Origin of the sequence: Pedobacter sp. SG908 (assembly GCF_011759615.1) — a bacterium.
Taxonomy (GTDB): Bacteria; Bacteroidota; Bacteroidia; order Sphingobacteriales; family Sphingobacteriaceae; genus Pedobacter; species Pedobacter riviphilus.
The window spans coordinates 3,140,739-3,157,547 of the sequence record NZ_JAAOYY010000001.1; the positions used below are offsets into that span (position 1 = coordinate 3,140,739).

Genomic DNA, 16,809 nt, shown 5'->3' on the forward strand with positions numbered 1-16,809 from the left:
TGGCATACTTTATTTCGGCAAATATCTTTTAACTTGATTTTATGCTCGTAGCGCAAAGATAACCTAATTATTAGTTTAACAAAAAAAGTGTTTAATTGTTGTCAAACAGAAATTGAAATTTGTTTATAGTTCGAAAACTAGCACTAATAGATATTAGGACTACTGGTACTTTCTTTAGTTCAACATTTGTAATTATATTTAAAAATGAATATTCTAATTGACAACTCAACTGTTAAATCTGATTTTGACAAACACCTAAAACAATATAATAATAAACGAATTCTATTTACCGCATCTTTCGGATCCGGGAAATCATTTTTCCTAACTGAGTACTTCAAAGAGAATGAAGATTTTCTAGATATAACGCTATATCCAGTAGATTATTCAGTAAGTTCAAACGAGGATATATTTGAAATTATTAAATACGATATTATAGATTCGCTATTCGAAAAATATTCGAAGCTCTTAGAATTACAAATCAATGACTTCTCAAACCTGTTAATCGCACAAAGTTTTTTAACTAACAGAATAGACTTAATGCCGTTAGTGAAATCTATTATGAAAAATAGCAGTATTGACGCTGAACAAATATTAGGCGTCTTAGAAGCCTCAAAAAACATCGCATCACAATTTCACGATTACAAGAAAGAGTTAAGTGTAGATGAAAGAAGTCTGTTATTATCTTACATGGAAGGATTTGAAAACAAAAAAGGTTCTATAAGAGAGAATGATGACATAACGATTTTAATAAATGATTTTCTAATAAGAATTAAGGAAAAGACAATAGGAAAAGAGTTTGTTTTGGTAATTGATGATCTAGATCGTTTAGATCCAGATCAGATATTTCGGTTATTTAATATTTTCACTGCTCACCATGATAGCAGAAGAGACTTTAACAAATTTGGATTTGATAAAATCATTTTTGTTTGTGATTTGAAGAATTTAGAATTTATGTTTCAACACAGATATGGTTTAAAATCCAATTTTGATGGATATATTGATAAATTCTATTCACACAAGCCTTTCTTTTTTAATCATAAAACCTTTTTAAAAGATAAGGTGAACTCTTATCTTTTAAAAAGCCCAGATGAAAAAGGTATTGAAGATCTCAGTGACAATTCCTATATAACTATCTATGGCACAAATTCCGATTTTTTTCATTCTGTAGTTAGCCTTAGTAATAAAATGATAGATAATGACTTATTAAGGGCAAGGCATTTTCAAAAATTTAATAAATACTCATTACCAATAGATAAAATTAGAATTGGTCATCGCGAATTTTTACCAGTACAGTTTCCACTTTTGGTCATGTGTCACTTGATGCAACAGTTTTTCCCAAGAATTGAAGATTTTATAAGCTCGATTCACATCTTATCATCAAAATTTGAATCTAACTATGAAGTAAAGTCAGATTATAAATTTCTAAACTGGGAAAATCTATTAATAAGCTATTCAATACCATTTTTCATCGAGAATTTAGACGAAAAGAATTATCGCCATAATGATGAAAAAAGTCACTTTGTCAAAATAAATAATGAATTTGAGAATGCAATTTATTTAGAATATAAGGTTAAAGAAAGTTTTATGTATGACTTTACATCTTTTCATTTTATCAAGGCGGTAATTAATAATACATCACATAACAATCAGGCTGCAGAGAGCGCTTTATCTAAACCCAATCCATATCATATAATTGAATTGGCCCTTAACAAATGCTTATCAAGTCATTTTATAAGTGATTAATCTTTAGACTCAACAACCATACTTATCGGCAATTGGCATACTTTATTTCAGCTAATATTATTGAGCTGGCTATAGTCCATTTAAATATTGATGGACAAAGAAAAGTTATTATTTACCTAATAAAAAAGATGTGTTGATTGTTCAGAAAAGGAACGTTATTTTTTGCATTAGGACCAAATTTAGCACTAAAATTTTTATATAAATCTGATATTTTATATAATGGATAAGGATATTATGAGTGTTTTCAATTATCCACTATCGGATAGTGGGAACTTTCCTTTATTTAATTTATGATAAGGAAATGAACCATAGATTTTTATGAATAATCATTTTCAATTATATTTAAAAAATAACGACTTAAATATGATAAAAACACAAAGGGAGTATAAATATTAATCTCATGCGATGAAAAAGTATTTATTCTGCGGTGCTCTATTCATTTTTTGTTGCTATTGGCTCTTATCTGCTTATGATGCATTAAAAACGACAAATTATGAGTTTAATGGGCTAGTTCAAAAAGTTACACCACCCTCGGGGCAATATAAAATAATTACAGTAAACAACAAAGATTTTGACTTAGAATGGATTAGGTGGTATGATGACTTATATACTATAGAAGTCGGTGATAGTGTAATTAAGAAAAAAGGCACACAATGGATGGATATAATAAAGAAAAGATGACTAATGTAATTATTCCAATGAGTCTTACTAAAAACCTATACAAAATCATTTAACAATAGTGTTATACTATATGCATCAGTTCTAATGCGTCCTCAACAGTGTTAACCGGCAACTGGCATACTTTATTTCGGCAAATATAAACTTTTGTTTCATTGCTTTGCTTACCTTTTAACAGCGGTAGGTTACTTTTTGTTCCACCCAATGTAATTTTGTTCGGAATATAATGTCCGCTTAATGCTAATTTAATACGATCGGTTTCTAAACCAGTAATAGCGATTTCGTTTATGCCATAAATTTCGTTTAACAATTGAATGGCCCAATTTGAATAAGCAGAACCATAGCTTTTAATCTTCGAATGAACCGTAGCAAGCATTTCTGAAGCTTTTTCGGTATATTCTTCTACATCAAAAAGCAAACCCAGTTTTTTTAAATTCTGCGCCATGGTAGAGTTTGAAGCCGGAATAACATTATCCATCACTTCATGTTTGCGGGCAATTAAATCTTCGCTTTCTGCAGAGGTATAAAAAAACATTGGCGAATCTGTATCCGTAAAATTAGCGATAACATAATCGGTCAATGATTTTGCCTCTTCTAACCATTTTTCATCAAAATCAGCTTCGTACAAGGCAATCAGCGCTTCAATAAAAAAGGCATAATCATCTAAAAAGCCCGTAATAGACGCCTTTCCGTTTTTATAATTGCGATATAAGCTTCCATTTTCTGATTTTAAGTGGTTTAAAATAAAATTGGCCGCCGTTGAGGCTTTTTCGTAATATGATTGATGATTTAATACTTCTGCTGCATCTGCCAAAGCTTTAATCATCAAACCATTCCAGGCAGTTAAACATTTATCATCCAAACCCGGCCTGATTCTTTTGCTACGGGCTGCCAATAATTTTTCTTTAGCTAAGTTCACCTTATCATAAAGCACCTCTGCTGTAATGTTAAATTTAGCAAGTAAATCGTCATCGCTGATCGTTTTACGTAGGATATTCATTTGTTCTTCTTCCCAGTTACCTTCTTCGGTAATGTTGTAATAAGCACCAATCAATTGAGCATCTTCTCCCAAAACCTGGTCGAATTCTGCTTTATCCCAGATGTAAAATTTGCCCTCTACCCCCTCGCTATCTGCATCAAGTGCCGAATAAAACAATCCATCTGCTGAAGTCATCTCATCAGAAACCCAATTTATGGTTTCTACAACCGTCTGTTTAAAAGAATCGAACTTGGTACACTGATAAGCTTCTGCATATAAACTGATCAATTGTGCATTATCGTAAAGCATCTTTTCGAAATGTGGCACGTGCCATTTATCATCAACAGAATAACGGGCAAAGCCGCCCCCAATCTGATCGTAAATACCGCCTCTGCTCATTTCTTCGAGCGTATGACAAACGACTGTAAAAACAGATTCATCGTCTTTTAAAAAGCCATAACGTAATAAAAAGACCCAATTATTGGGTAAAGGAAATTTTGGTGCACGGTTATAACCTCCGTAACCAATATCGAAATGGCGTTTCCATGGATCTATAATTTCCGTTAAATGTTCAGGAGTATACGCTTCTGCAGTAACTGCAGGGATTATCTTTTCGCTGTCTTTAATGCCCGAGGTTAACCGCTCAGCATATTGGATAGCCTTATCTGGTTCATTTGCCCAAAGTGCAGCAACATTTTCGAGAATATTGATCCAATCGTTTTTCCTAAAATAGGTTCCGCCATAAATTGGACGCTGATCGGGCAAGCAGATACAGTTTAAAGGCCAGCCTCCACTACCTGTCATGAGCTGGATGGCATACATATAAATCTGATCAATATCAGGCCGCTCCTCACGATCAACCTTAATGCAGACAAAATGACGGTTCATCACTTCAGCTACTTCATGGTTCTCGAAACTTTCGCGTTCCATTACATGGCACCAGTGGCAGGCCGAATAGCCAATGCTCACCAATATGAGTTTATTTTCCGTTTTTGCCTTTTCTAACGCTTCTGCGCCCCATTCGTACCAATCAACAGGATTATGAGCATGTTGCAACAAATATGGTGAAGAAGCGTGGATTAGGTTATTGGTATCAGACATGGCTGCTAATGTAAAATGTAAGCGGGAAAGAGGAATTTTAATTTGAGGTGTAAATCTATTAATAATCTACAAACCTGTTTCTATTTAGTTTTTGTTTTTATACTTTAGTTGGAAATCTAGGCTTACAACAAATGAAAATCACCCATACCGAAATATACCGCTTTAGCATACCAATGGAACCTTTTGTGATTGCAACCGGAACCATGCATTTTGCCCAGAATGTATTAGTAAGGATTTATACCGATACCGGTATTCACGGCATTGGAGAATGTTCTGCTTTCCCGATGATTGTAGGCGAGACACAGGAAACCTGTATTGCGATGGCTAAAGACTTCGCTGCCATTTTAAAGGGTAAAGATCCTTTAGAGATTCCAGAGCGAATGAATGATTTATTGGGTTATGCCGATCATAACAATACTATTAAAAGCGCTTTTGATATGGCATTATTTGATATTGCGGCCAAAAATGTAAAATTACCACTGTATAAATTTCTTGGCGGAACCAAACGCACCATAGAAACTGATATGACCATTGGTATCGACACACCAGAGGGAATGGCTGCTACAGCGTTGAAATATAAAAGCCAGGGTTGCCGTATTCTAAAGATTAAGCTGGGCAAAAAAGTGCATGATGATATAGAAAGGGTAAAACATATCCGCGAGGCAGTAGGTGAAGATTTGATTTTACGCCTGGATGCCAATCAGGGCTGGAGTTTTGATGATGCTTTATTTGCTTTAGGCGAGTTAGAAAAATACGATATCGAATTTTGTGAGCAACCTATGCGCACCTGGTATGATGATCAATTACCAGAGCTGAATGTAAATTCGCCGATTAAGCTCATGGCCGACGAAAGCTGTTACAGCCATCACGACGCCCGTAAACTGATCAATAGCCAATCTACCACTTATTTAAACATTAAATTTTCGAAATCCGGAGGTATTTTAGAAGCACAAAAAATTCATGAAGAAGCCTTACAACGGGGCGTAAAATGTATGATTGGAAGTATGCTCGAAACCAGGATTGCCTTAAGTGCGAATCTCCATTTTGCTTATGCCAGTCCGAATGTTGAATTCTTCGACCTCGATACTGCTTTATTGGGGCATTTGGTAGATCCGGTTGTTGGCGGTCTCACTTATAATGGTTACTTTCTTGATGTTCCGGAAGAAATCGGTATCGGCGCTGAAGCTGATGAATTTTTCTTAGCGGAATGCGAAAGTTGGACGGTTTAGTTCAGTTGTTTATTGGTTTCCCGCCTGGTGCCTTTAGGAGATTAAATTATCCATTAGCTAATCACCGATTCATTATTGACTAACGACCTATTGAGCCTACTAAACAGATTGCTTCGTCGGCTGAAAAGCCTTCTCGCAATGACGAAAACGGTTATGCATCATGCTTAATGAGCTAATAAACTGTAAACCAATAACTAATGAACTAACAATCTATCTAACGCCAGACTATCGCCATTAAAAGCATTAAAATCAACCACATGGCCAATGCCATTGATTTTGGCTTTATCAGAGTGCTGCCAAAATTTCCAGCGGCTTTTATCCATCCTTAGTTTTGGTTGATAATAATGGGCGATCCATAAGGGATAATCATCAAAATGATCAACTAAATAATCTTCATAAAATTTAAGCCCGGTATAAACAATCGGCCTAACTTTGGTTTTCATTTCTACATAATTCAGAAAATCGGACAGTTCTGCCCTCATTTTCAAAGGAGAAACGCCATCTAGAGATTCAATATCCACAACAGGAGGTAAATCTCCTTTCTCGATTTTTACTACCTGTAAGAAAAATTTAGCCTGCGTTTTACCGTCTTTTTTTGGTCTGAAAAAATGATATGCACCGCAAATAATCCCTGCTTTTGGGGCTTCGCGCCAATTGCGTTGAAAATAAGGATCAACCAGCATTAATCCCTCTGTGGCTTTGATAAAGGCAAAACGGATACTGACCTCATCTTCTTTCATTTCCTTTACCTTTTGCCAGTTTATTTTACCCTGGTAATAAGAAACATCAATACCATGAATAGTATATTTTTTGGGTATTTTGATGTTAAAACTTTCGTAGGTTCTGTAATTTGGGTCTTGCCCCCAATCTTTAACCCAGCGCCAGGTAGCCACAAAACTTCTTAAAACATAACCGTAATAAAATGGGGAGAGTAAAACCAACAATAAACCTGCAATAACCAATTTAAGTTGAACCGAAATACCACCTTTCTTTTTTCTGCCCGTTGCGGATTTTCTGGCTGCAGGTTTCCTAACGGCAGGTTTTCTGGCAACTGGGCTTTTGTTGATTGGGGTTCTTTTCTCTGGCGGCATTTGATTGGTTTCCGGATGCAAATTTGTAAAAAATTATGGGATATTCTTTGCTCATATTTTTTAATCTAACAAGCGGATATTGAATTCAGATGATTAATTAATATCTGGCTTTTGCTATTTTTACTGCATCTAAATACACCATGTTTAAACTTATTTTCAACACCTATAAAACATCATTCAGCGGATTAAGCAAAGAAACCTGGCTTTTAAGTATTGTAATGATGTTTAATAGATGTGGAAGTATGGCCGTTCCGTTTATGGGCTTATATGTTACCCAAAGTTTACACCGCTCGGAAATGGAAGCTGGTTTGATTATCACCTTATTTGGCGTAGGATCAATTCTGGGTTCGGCAACAGGAGGAAAATTGACCGACATGATTGGTTTCCGCCCGGTACAGATCCTCTCGTCGATAGTAGGCGGTTTACTTTTCATCCTATTTTCTACCATTACTCACTTTTACAGTCTATGCATTTTAACTGTTGTTATCAGCTTTTTTTCTGAGGCATTCCGTCCTGCGAATTTCACGGCGGTTGCACACTACGCTGCAGAAGGGGCTATAACAAGATCGTACTCTTTAAACAGACTTGCAGTAAACATCGGTTGGTCTGTAGGTATTAGTTTAGCAGGAATTATTGCTTCAATTAATTATAAGCTTTTGTTTATTGTTGAAGGTGGGGTAAGCATTATTGTTGGTTTATTAATCTTATCGTTTTTGCCACAAGTAAAAGATTTTATTAAAAAGGCTAAAGAAAACGCCAGCAACATGGTTATTATAAAACCATGGGAAGATGTTTTCTACGTAAAGTTCATTCTGCTTACTACTGTTTTTATTACCTGTGCTTTCTTAATGTTTAGGGTTGTTCCGGTATTTTTTAAGGAACAATGGCATATTGATGAATTTCAAATTGGAATTATTATAGGTATCAATGGGGCTGTAATCGCTTTGTTTGAAATGATCATGATCAACAAGATTGAAGCCAAAAGATCGCCAATGTTTTTTATTATTGTTGGTGCGGTTCTATTTTCAATTTCGTACATTATTTTAAGTGCCCCCGTTAGTTTCCATATTGTTGCAGCAGTACTTACCATTGTAGTTTTTACCTGCGGAGAGATGCTCACCTTACCTTTTATAAACACCATCGTAATTAGCAGAAGTAACGAACATAACAGAGGTTTATATGCCGCAGGTTATACCTTGAGTTGGTCGTGTGCGCAGGTTGTTGGCCCATTGTTTGGCTTCTTTATCGCTAAAAACTTAGGCTACAACTGGCTTTGGCTGGGGCTTGCCGCAATGCTTTTATTATGCACATGGGGGTTTAACACATTGAATAAAAAGCAGGCAAAAACTATTTTGCAAAAAACTGAAGTGCAGCTGGAAATTGAATAAAACCTCCAGCCGAACAGCAATTATTTAACTTTCTGGGCTTTTACACCTTCGTTGGTAATTTTTACAGGAAGAATGTTACCGTCTGCGTCAAACTTCATTTCATCAATACAGGTTACGCGATGATTGCCATCGGTTTCGGTTAATGGGCGACGGTGATAAACAATGTAATATTGTCCTTTTTTCTCGTTAATAATTACAGAGTGATGGCCTGCACCTGTAGCAATGGCCGCATCTTGCTTTAATATTTTGCCAATCCGCTTAAACGGACCGAAAGGCGAATCGCCAACAGCATAAGCTACTGAGTAATCGGGACCAGTCCAGCCACCCTCGCTCCACATAAAATAATATTTACCATTTCTAATGAACATATATGGCCCTTCTACATAGTTATCAGGTGTAATTTCTTTAAAAGTTGTACCATCTTCAAAAGGCAAAAAGCCAGTAAAATCTTTATTCAACTTTGCAATATTGCAGTGTTTCCAGCCACCATAAATTAAATAATACTGGCCATCTTTATCTTTAAACACAAACTGATCAATAGGTTGGGCGCCATTATGGAATTTATCTACTAAAGGTTTCCCTAAATGGTCTTTATATGGCCCCTCTGGTTTATCGGCAACGGCTACGCCAATTCCACCAATTTCTTTATCACTCTGAATATCGTTGGCACCAAAAAACAGGTAATATTTTTTATCTTTTTGAACAATTGCAGGAGCCCACATGGCTTTGTTGGCCCATTTTACAGCGGCAGTATCTAGAATATGCGGGTGTTTTTTCCATTTCACCAAGTCGTCTGATGAAAAGGCATCTAAAAAAACCTGTTCTTTATACCTGGCCGAATAAGTAGGATAAACCCAATACTTATTGTTAAAAATAGCAGCATCAGGGTCTGCGTACCAACCTTGAAATATTGGATTTCCAGACTGATTAATCGTTTTAGTATCTTGAGCTAAAGAAGTAAGTCCAGATAAAAGTAAAAGAGATGAGAATAGGTATTTCATGGGTACAATTTAGAAAAAAATCTGTGGTTTAAAAATTTGAGGAAAGGTTTAACCGCAAAATGCGCGAAGAAAAGGCGCAAAGAACACTGAGTTTCAAATTTAAGAAGAGTTTTTGGAAAGCAACTGCAATGCTTATCGGTTTCGATAGCCCCGCTCCCGTTCCTGCTCCGATGAAGAATCGGGAGCATCCACTCAGATCGGGTTTAGATGGCAGGGATAGCGATGCTATTAGCGTTTTAAAGCAAATGCCAGGAACAGGCTCCGCTTCGAAGAACCAGCCGCTGTTAAATAAACCCGACAAAGCTAAATAGCCCGGAATGAAGTGCAACGAAATGAGGACTATAAGCGGTGGCGGGACTATAGTACCTATGAAAAACAAACCGCTCATTTTCAAAAAAATCAAGATTTACTTTCATAAAAAATCCCTGCTTATATAAATAGGCAGGGATGGTCTTCGACTCCGCTCAGATTGACAAATTAAGCGTCTCTATTTGCTCAGCTCAGCGAAATATTTATGGAATAGCGGCAATGTTTCTATTCCTTTATAATAATTGTAAATATCATATTTCTCATTAGGAGAGTGTAGTGCATCACTATCTAAACCGAAGCCAAAAAGCACCGATTTAATACCCAATACATCTTCGAACAGCGCTACAATAGGAATACTGCCACCACCACGTGTTGGAATAGCTTTTTTACCAAAACTATCTTCAATTGCCTTTTCGGCTGCCTGGTACGCAATACTATCAGTTGGGGTAACTACTGGTTCGCCACCATGGTGAGGCGTAACTTTTACCTTTACATTTTTAGGTGCAATGCTTTCGAAATGTTTGGTAAAAATCTCAGCAATTTCTTCTGAGCTCTGGTGCGGAACCAAACGCATAGAAATTTTTGCATTGGCTTTACTAGGTAATACGGTTTTTGCGCCCTCGCCAATATAACCGCTCCAAATTCCGTTTACTTCCAAAGTTGGGCGGGTACCCGTGCGCTCCAGCGTCGTATAACCTTTCTCACCCCAAACTTCTTCAATATCAAGATCCTTTTTATATTCTGCTTCATCATAAGGTGCAGAATTTAAGGCTTTTTTCTCTTCATCTGATAATTCTACAACTTTATCGTAAAAAGCAGGAATGGTAATGTGGTTATTTTCATCATGTAAAGAAGCAATCATTTTACAAAGGATAGTTGCCGGATTGGCTACTGCCCCACCATAAACGCCTGAGTGTAAATCGCGGTTCGGACCAACTACTTCTACTTCCATGTAAGCTAAACCGCGTAAACCGGTTTCTATTGATGGATGCTCCATGCTAATCATCGAAGTATCAGAAATTAAAACCACATCGGCTTTTAAACGCTCGGCATTTGCATTTACAAAAATACCCAGATTAGCAGAACCTACTTCCTCTTCACCTTCGATCATAAATTTAACGTTGCAGGCCAGCGTGTTGGTTTCCATCATCAGTTCGAATGCTTTTACATGCATATAAAACTGTCCCTTATCATCGCAGGCACCACGGGCATAAATTTTGCCATCGCGTACAGTGGGCTCAAAAGGTGGTGTATGCCAAAGTTCTAATGGATCTGCCGGTTGAACATCGTAATGACCATATATTAAAACAGTTGGTAAAGAAGCATCTATAATTTTTTCGCCATAAACAATAGGATATCCTGCGGTTGGGCAAATTTCTACCTGATCAGCACCTGCATCCTTTAATTTCTGTGCAACATAATCGGCAGTTTTTAAAACATCGCCTTTATATTTAGGATCGGCACTAACCGATGGAAAACGCAATAACTCAAACAACTCATCTAAAAAACGTTGTTTGTGCGTTTCTACGTATTTTTTAATCTCTTGCATAACAAAATTAGTTTGAGCAAATATAGGCTTTACCAAATAAAAGGCACAGTAAACCGTTAAATTATCCCACATAGGCATAAAACTTTGCTTATCGTCAGATCGTAATGCGTTTAATTAAATTTTAAAACTCTAAATCAATGTGTTATCTTAAAACTTAAAACTGTCTTTTAATAGATACAAAAAAATGTTTTAATGTTGTAAAAAAAAATGACATAACCTTATTTATATTTACTTTTTTGTAAATTGCGCGAATAACAGATATCCTTAATCCTGTACGAAAGAATTTTAACAATGAAGTTTAGCGCAAAAGTTTTTCTATATCTGCTGCTGCTTCTTGTTGCCCGCATTTCTTTGTTCGCTCAAGGTACAACTCAACCCCCAACTCGTGTAAGTTGCCCGGAAGCAGCACAATATTATTCTAAAGACAGTATAAATATTGTAACCTTTGGAGCCAGTACGGTAGAAGGCGTAAAAGGTCTTGGTTTTCAAACCATGCTCCAGAACAATTTTTTAAATTGTTATACGAACAAGATAGTGGATATTACCAATCATGGTATTGGGGGCCAGACTACTTTTCAGGGATTGCTCAGAATTGATAACGCAATAGCCAATAGAACCGGCTTTATTGTGATTGATATGGGAATTAATGATGCTGTTTCGATTGCTGCCGGCAAAGGAAGTGTAGCTGAAACCGTAGCTAATATGCGCGTTTTGATTACAGCGAGCCTTAAACAGAAATTAATCCCGATTTTGTGTACGCTTCAGTTTGTTGATGATAGGACCATTAAAGGTTATGTTGCTGTAAATACCAATATCAAGAACCTTAATACGGCATACAAAAAATTAGCAACAGAGTATAAAATATATTTAGCTGATGTAAATGCGGCAATGAGACGTGATTTTTCACTTTATCAGGATGCATTTCATCCAAATGCACGCGGCTATAGATTGGTGAGCTATGTTATTTTCGACACTATTAATAAAGCCATTTTTGATAAATTTTTGAAGTTTACCGTTACTCAGAATTACCCAAACCCTGCAGCAATGCAAACGTTTATTGATATCGTTTTGCCAGAAACAGATAAGATTAATGTGCAGATTTACGATTTAATGGGCCGATTGATTAAAACAGTAGTAAACGAATACCTTAATACAGGAAAACACACTTTAGAAATCAATACCTCTACTTTTGTTCCTGGTATTTATTTCTTCAAAATCTCTTCCGATTCTGGTCAATACAATTCTGCAAAAAAGTTTATTGTAGCGAGGTAACAAAAGATTTAAACATGAGTCTATTTATAGATTAATATGTTTTATATCTTTAACCATGACTACTGAAACCGTTTTCACCAATGAAGTTATTGATCTTGATCTTCTTCCCAAATACGAAGACCTTCAGTTAAGCAGGCCACATCCCGATTATTGGAAAATCATCTGTATTAATCTGTTGATCTTTTTTGGCCTGCTGGGAATAACTATTGGTATACTCCTATTTTTTATTGATGAACTAAAACCAAACGCAAAATGGATTATCCCGCTTTATTTGTTTTTCCTAGCCATCTTTTTGCTACTCTATCGCGCCAGCTTTAAGAAACGGGGCTATGCTGTCCGCACACACGATGTAATATATAAGAGTGGGATTATTGCCGAATCGACAACAATTGTTCCTTTAAACAGGATTCAGCATATTGAATTAAATGAAGGGATTTTTTCCAGAATATATAAACTGGGATCGCTACAGCTATTTACCGCAGGTGGCCAAACCGGGCATATCCATATTTCGGGCATCGCAATTGACGAAGCAAAGCGTATTAGAGATCTGCTGTTGAAAAAACTAGACCTGCTTGAAAACCCAACAACTGAATTGAATCTTAATGAATAACGATTTTAGCAAACCACAGCGCGAATCGGCCTTTGGTATTATTATAATGGGCGCTCATACCATGCTAAAAATTGGTAAAGCGAGTTTTTTCTTATTCGTTATCGCATTTGTAAAAATGTCGAGCACTTCTTTTGCCTATCTCATATTAGGCATTTCTGCTATCGTTGTATTCAGTTTTATATTCGCCTATTTATGGTACTTAAAATTCACATTCTTTCTAGATAAAGAAAAACAGGAATTTGTGGTGAATAAGGGGATATTCAATCGCGACCAGGTCATTATTCAACTCGATAAAATACAGCAGGTCAACATTAACCAGAATATTCTGCAGAAAATTATTGGTGTTTATGGGTTAAAAATCGATACTGCCGGTACTCATGGAGAAGAAGTAAGCATAAGAGCTATTGACGAAACTTCGGCTTACGACCTTAAAGAACATTTATTAAATGGAAAAGCAGCAATTGAAACACAATCGGAAATTGAGCAGGAAAATGGCAAGACAGAGGAAGCACCTTTTTTAAAAATAAGTGCCTGGACTTTGTTTAAAGTTGGACTAACCTCTAATTACGGACAAAGTTTGGCTTTACTTGCTGCTTTTTTTTACACGGTTATTTACGAGGGAAGGCAGTTGCTTGATGCTTTTAAAATTAATAAAGATGAAATTCAGAGCACAGTAACGGGTATGTTAACCATTGTTACAGTTTTTATCTTAATTGCATGCCTTTTAATTGTACTGTTAATTATTAACCTGGTTAGAACCTTTTACAAATATTTCGAACTAGAAATTAGTGAGCATAAAAACACACTGTTACTCTCTTCAGGACTGATTGCAAAGAAAAATACACTGATTAGCCCAAATAAAGTCCAGATTACAAAATACAGTCAGAATTACTTTCAGAAAAAGATGAATCTGCTAAACATGAGTTTAAAGCAGGCTCATTTTGGCCAAAGTAAAAAAGGGCATGAAATACAGGGAAACACTTTAGAAATCCCTGGATGTAATGCTGGTGAACGGGATGAATTGTTAAAAATGATATTGGGCCAAACACCTTTGAAATCAAAAATATTTATCCCTGACTGGCGTTTTTTGAATTTACCGATTTTCTTTAAACTGATTTTACCAGTTGCGGCATTTTTAATCATTGCGTTTAATATCCCCGAGGTTAAACCTTACATCACTGCATCAATTGTTTATTTTATAGTTGGCACTTTGATGATTTATATCAGCTACCGCCGACATCGGATTTCCGTAAGTCAAGATTTCATTATCAAAACCAGCGGAATTTGGGATATTTCGAATGAAATTGTAGTGCCAAATAAGATTCAGGCCATTACCACTTTTCAGTATCCTTGGCACAAAGGCGTGGATGTTGGCCACCTCACTTTACATACAGCTGCAGGTCAGATTCACTTTAAATATGGCAATTATACCGAAATTAAACAATTGGTAAATTACTGGCTGTATCAGGTAGAAAGCGGAAATGGAGATTGGATGTGAACCATACAGTTGTCCCGGCTGCTAACCAGAACAACTGTTATTGCTTAATTAATTATCATATGCAGCAGCAAACTCAGCAGCAAAATCTTTAAGCTTAATGCTACCTAAAATAGGTCTGTTTTTATAATAATCTACAAAAAGTTTATTGCTCCTGATCGCATCGCCCATTTCTACATAGTTTTTGGCTATTTCTTCAGGTAAACCGGCTCCTACCATTCCGTTAAATGCATCTTCATCGCTAAATTCTATCCATGGCAATTCTGGTTTACCAATTGCAGTACCTAATACTTTTGCAACATCTGCCGGCGTACTTTCATCCTCACTGGCTACATACTGTATGGTTTTACCTGTAAAATCACTTGCTAATACTTCAGCAGCTACTTCAGCAATGTTACGGGGGTGCACCAAAACAAGTTTTGCATCGGAACCAAAATTAGATCCCAATATATTTGCATGCTTAACCATATCAATGTTAGCTAAAAAGTTAATGTAAAAATAACCGGCACGCAAATGTTTTACATCCACCTCATTTAATGCAGCAAAAATATTTTCTACATCATGCAAGCCGGCAATCGGACCAGTTCCATCTGGCAGATCTGCACCTACACTACTTAAGTTCACCACTTTTTTAACCCCCGAGTCCTTTATAGCAGCAGCATAATTTTCGCCGATACCCTTAATATATGCTCTGAAATTTGGTGCTGCAAAATTCGGCGGCACCATGGTGTAGATGGCATCAGCTCCAGTGAAAGCATCCTTTAAAAATTCAATATCGCTTACACTACCAATTAATGGTATTGCGCCCAGCGATTTAATTTCTTCAACTCTACCAGCGTTACTGCTAATAATTTTTACTTCATGGCCTTTAGCCACCAATATTTCGGCTAGCGGCTTTGTAATATTACCTGTTGATCCTGTTAATGTTATTTTCATCATTTTTTGTTTTTAAATATTGTATACAAAGCTATATTTGTACATACTTTTATACAAGTACTTACCCCAAAGTATGTAACCATGACAGCGATTAAAGAGAGTTCGACCCGTAATTTTAATAAAGGTGTAGCATTAACCAGCTGTCCTGTTACTTTTGTAATGGAGAAAATTGGCGGTTATTGGAAGCCGATTATTATTTTTCATTTAATGAGTGGGCCAAAACGTTACAGTGAGTTAAAACGTGCGATACCACAGATTACGGAGAAAATGCTTATACAGCACTTAAAGCAATTGCAAAATGATGACCTTGTTCATCGAGATGCGCAAGCCATTATTCCGCCTATAGTTACGTACAGCCTCACAAAATCGGGACAGGATCTATTTCAGGTATTAGATTCGATGGTAGATTGGGCCATTAAAAATGGCTCTGTTTAACCATCATATGTACTCATCTGGGCAATCAAATGACGAATAAATATATAGATAGGTGTTAAACCCTAAATAGAAGCAGAAAATAATGATATAAACCTTAGTGAAGCATTACCCCTGCGGTAAGAAGACAAGACGAAGCGAAACACGTGAACCAATTTGATTACCTTCACAGGTATTCCGCTCCGAAAAGAAAATTAGTCGATAAATAGACGAAATATTTTTTATTGGTTGAAAATGAAAGGACGGTTTTTCATTGGAGATTGCAGTCCTGCTGTTCGCTGTAGCCCTCATGCTTCGGTGCTGCTGCTGCCATCAGGTTTACGAACAGCGTAGGTACAAAAGCAGCCTCAAATGAAATATGAATCTAGCTTTTCTAAAAACCAAAAGAAAATTATTTTAAATATGCAGGAGCGCCTACAGTATCATAATTCCTTTGATGTTACCTACTTGCTTATAAACAGCTATCACTTCATCAGCATTTTGCACATGCTTTTTTACCGTAATTGAAACATATTTCCCTGTTTTTGAGGCATGTTCAATAAACTCATCATCAGGTAAAATGGCACGTAAATCTTGTATTTTATCTAGTCCGCCAGTGATAATAAATTTAAAATTATAAATACCTGGAAACTGCTCAACACTTTCCAGTTTCTCTTTTAAATTGGCGTAAATATCTGTATTTGCTCCATCAGGGATATCAGTAAATTCAATATCCTTATTTATTCTTTTCTCTTCCATAACGAAAGTATATCAAATTCTATACCCAAATAAACAAGGTGCAATTCTGACAGAATAAACGTTTATTTTAATTAAAATACCGCCATATTGAGCGAATGGAAGGGACGAATGGCTAATGCCCTATAGGTTTGCCTTTTATTCTCAAACAAATATGCAGGATAGCTTCTGACCACGAAGTAGCTATTAGACCTAAAAATTAATAAGAACAGCTAATAAAACGAGTTCAGAATGACGAGCTATAAAATTAAAGCTGTGGGT

Annotated in this window: 15 protein-coding genes; 9 read left to right on the forward strand and 6 right to left on the reverse strand. The window is 36.2% G+C overall.

From position 1 onward, the window contains the following. The first annotated feature begins 204 nt into the window (after positions 1-204). Both FHT21_RS12910 and FHT21_RS12915 read left to right on the forward strand, forming a co-directional pair. Positions 205-1,743: a P-loop NTPase fold protein gene (locus FHT21_RS12910; RefSeq protein ID WP_167295058.1), complete on the forward strand. Its 1,539-nt coding sequence runs from the start codon at positions 205-207 to the stop codon at positions 1,741-1,743. Between the two features lie 405 nt (positions 1,744-2,148). Beyond that, a complete protein-coding gene (locus tag FHT21_RS12915) occupies positions 2,149-2,424 on the forward strand; it encodes a hypothetical protein (RefSeq protein WP_167295059.1) in 276 nt (91 codons plus the stop codon). A gap of 61 nt (positions 2,425-2,485) precedes the next feature. Here FHT21_RS12915 and FHT21_RS12920 read toward each other — a convergent pair whose 3' ends face one another. Further along, entirely contained in the window at positions 2,486-4,501 is a 2,016-nt protein-coding gene (locus FHT21_RS12920; RefSeq protein WP_167295060.1) for a thioredoxin domain-containing protein, read from the reverse strand. Positions 4,502-4,632: 131 nt separating this feature from the next. On the opposite strand from FHT21_RS12920, the gene FHT21_RS12925 reads away from it, so the two are divergent. Continuing rightward, positions 4,633-5,730, forward strand: coding sequence for a dipeptide epimerase (locus FHT21_RS12925; protein WP_167295061.1), 1,098 nt, complete (start codon positions 4,633-4,635; stop codon positions 5,728-5,730). Between the two features lie 194 nt (positions 5,731-5,924). Here FHT21_RS12925 and FHT21_RS12930 read toward each other — a convergent pair whose 3' ends face one another. Continuing rightward, the gene (locus tag FHT21_RS12930; RefSeq protein WP_167295062.1) at positions 5,925-6,821 is read right to left on the reverse strand and encodes a glycoside hydrolase family 25 protein; all 897 of its coding nucleotides are present in this window, start codon (positions 6,819-6,821) and stop codon (positions 5,925-5,927) included. Positions 6,822-6,961: 140 nt separating this feature from the next. Here FHT21_RS12930 and FHT21_RS12935 point away from each other — a divergent pair, with 140 nt between their 5' ends. After that, entirely contained in the window at positions 6,962-8,209 is a 1,248-nt protein-coding gene (locus tag FHT21_RS12935) for an MFS transporter (RefSeq protein WP_167295063.1), read from the forward strand. Between the two features lie 20 nt (positions 8,210-8,229). Here the strand turns inward: FHT21_RS12935 and FHT21_RS12940 are convergent, their stop codons facing one another. Continuing rightward, on the reverse strand, positions 8,230-9,210 hold the full coding sequence (locus tag FHT21_RS12940; RefSeq protein WP_167295064.1) for a glycoside hydrolase family 43 protein: 981 nt from the start codon (positions 9,208-9,210) through the stop codon (positions 8,230-8,232). Positions 9,211-9,269: 59 nt separating this feature from the next. Between FHT21_RS12940 and FHT21_RS12945 the strand changes: the two genes are divergently transcribed. Continuing rightward, positions 9,270-9,521: a hypothetical protein gene (locus FHT21_RS12945; protein ID WP_167295065.1), complete on the forward strand. Its 252-nt coding sequence runs from the start codon at positions 9,270-9,272 to the stop codon at positions 9,519-9,521. A 176-nt stretch (positions 9,522-9,697) separates the two neighbouring features. Here FHT21_RS12945 and FHT21_RS12950 read toward each other — a convergent pair whose 3' ends face one another. Further along, the gene (locus FHT21_RS12950; RefSeq protein WP_167295066.1) at positions 9,698-11,068 is read right to left on the reverse strand and encodes a dipeptidase; all 1,371 of its coding nucleotides are present in this window, start codon (positions 11,066-11,068) and stop codon (positions 9,698-9,700) included. A gap of 291 nt (positions 11,069-11,359) precedes the next feature. On the opposite strand from FHT21_RS12950, the gene FHT21_RS12955 reads away from it, so the two are divergent. The 3 genes from FHT21_RS12955 to FHT21_RS12965 are packed head-to-tail and all read left to right on the forward strand — an operon-like array spanning position 11,360 to position 14,448. Further along, positions 11,360-12,340, forward strand: a complete 981-nt coding sequence (locus FHT21_RS12955; protein ID WP_167295067.1) for an SGNH/GDSL hydrolase family protein — start codon at positions 11,360-11,362, stop codon at positions 12,338-12,340. 55 nt (positions 12,341-12,395) lie between these two features. Further along, complete coding sequence (locus FHT21_RS12960) at positions 12,396-12,950, forward strand: PH domain-containing protein (protein WP_167295068.1); 555 nt, start codon at positions 12,396-12,398, stop codon at positions 12,948-12,950. Then, positions 12,943-14,448 (forward strand): PH domain-containing protein, encoded by a 1,506-nt coding sequence (locus FHT21_RS12965; RefSeq protein ID WP_167295069.1) that lies wholly within the window; start codon positions 12,943-12,945, stop codon positions 14,446-14,448. Before FHT21_RS12960 ends, FHT21_RS12965 begins: the two co-directional genes overlap by 8 nt. 48 nt (positions 14,449-14,496) lie before the next feature. Here the strand turns inward: FHT21_RS12965 and FHT21_RS12970 are convergent, their stop codons facing one another. Beyond that, a complete protein-coding gene (locus tag FHT21_RS12970; protein ID WP_243853989.1) occupies positions 14,497-15,384 on the reverse strand; it encodes an NmrA family NAD(P)-binding protein in 888 nt (295 codons plus the stop codon). 78 nt (positions 15,385-15,462) lie between these two features. Between FHT21_RS12970 and FHT21_RS12975 the strand changes: the two genes are divergently transcribed. Then, a complete protein-coding gene (locus FHT21_RS12975) occupies positions 15,463-15,816 on the forward strand; it encodes a helix-turn-helix domain-containing protein (RefSeq protein WP_167295070.1) in 354 nt (117 codons plus the stop codon). Positions 15,817-16,227: 411 nt separating this feature from the next. Here FHT21_RS12975 and FHT21_RS12980 read toward each other — a convergent pair whose 3' ends face one another. Further along, entirely contained in the window at positions 16,228-16,551 is a 324-nt protein-coding gene (locus FHT21_RS12980) for a DUF493 family protein (RefSeq protein WP_167295071.1), read from the reverse strand. Positions 16,552-16,809 lie beyond the last annotated feature (258 nt).

Coding starts and splice junctions, on each gene's coding strand:
- FHT21_RS12910 (WP_167295058.1), top strand. CDS start 205: ATGAATATTCTAATTGACAACTCAACTGTTAAATCTGATTTTGACAAA.
- FHT21_RS12915 (WP_167295059.1), top strand. CDS start 2,149: ATGAAAAAGTATTTATTCTGCGGTGCTCTATTCATTTTTTGTTGCTAT.
- FHT21_RS12920 (WP_167295060.1), bottom strand. CDS start 4,501: ATGTCTGATACCAATAACCTAATCCACGCTTCTTCACCATATTTGTTG.
- FHT21_RS12925 (WP_167295061.1), top strand. CDS start 4,633: ATGAAAATCACCCATACCGAAATATACCGCTTTAGCATACCAATGGAA.
- FHT21_RS12930 (WP_167295062.1), bottom strand. CDS start 6,821: ATGCCGCCAGAGAAAAGAACCCCAATCAACAAAAGCCCAGTTGCCAGA.
- FHT21_RS12935 (WP_167295063.1), top strand. CDS start 6,962: ATGTTTAAACTTATTTTCAACACCTATAAAACATCATTCAGCGGATTA.
- FHT21_RS12940 (WP_167295064.1), bottom strand. CDS start 9,210: ATGAAATACCTATTCTCATCTCTTTTACTTTTATCTGGACTTACTTCT.
- FHT21_RS12945 (WP_167295065.1), top strand. CDS start 9,270: ATGCGCGAAGAAAAGGCGCAAAGAACACTGAGTTTCAAATTTAAGAAG.
- FHT21_RS12950 (WP_167295066.1), bottom strand. CDS start 11,068: ATGCAAGAGATTAAAAAATACGTAGAAACGCACAAACAACGTTTTTTA.
- FHT21_RS12955 (WP_167295067.1), top strand. CDS start 11,360: ATGAAGTTTAGCGCAAAAGTTTTTCTATATCTGCTGCTGCTTCTTGTT.
- FHT21_RS12960 (WP_167295068.1), top strand. CDS start 12,396: ATGACTACTGAAACCGTTTTCACCAATGAAGTTATTGATCTTGATCTT.
- FHT21_RS12965 (WP_167295069.1), top strand. CDS start 12,943: ATGAATAACGATTTTAGCAAACCACAGCGCGAATCGGCCTTTGGTATT.
- FHT21_RS12970 (WP_243853989.1), bottom strand. CDS start 15,384: ATGATGAAAATAACATTAACAGGATCAACAGGTAATATTACAAAGCCG.
- FHT21_RS12975 (WP_167295070.1), top strand. CDS start 15,463: ATGACAGCGATTAAAGAGAGTTCGACCCGTAATTTTAATAAAGGTGTA.
- FHT21_RS12980 (WP_167295071.1), bottom strand. CDS start 16,551: ATGGAAGAGAAAAGAATAAATAAGGATATTGAATTTACTGATATCCCT.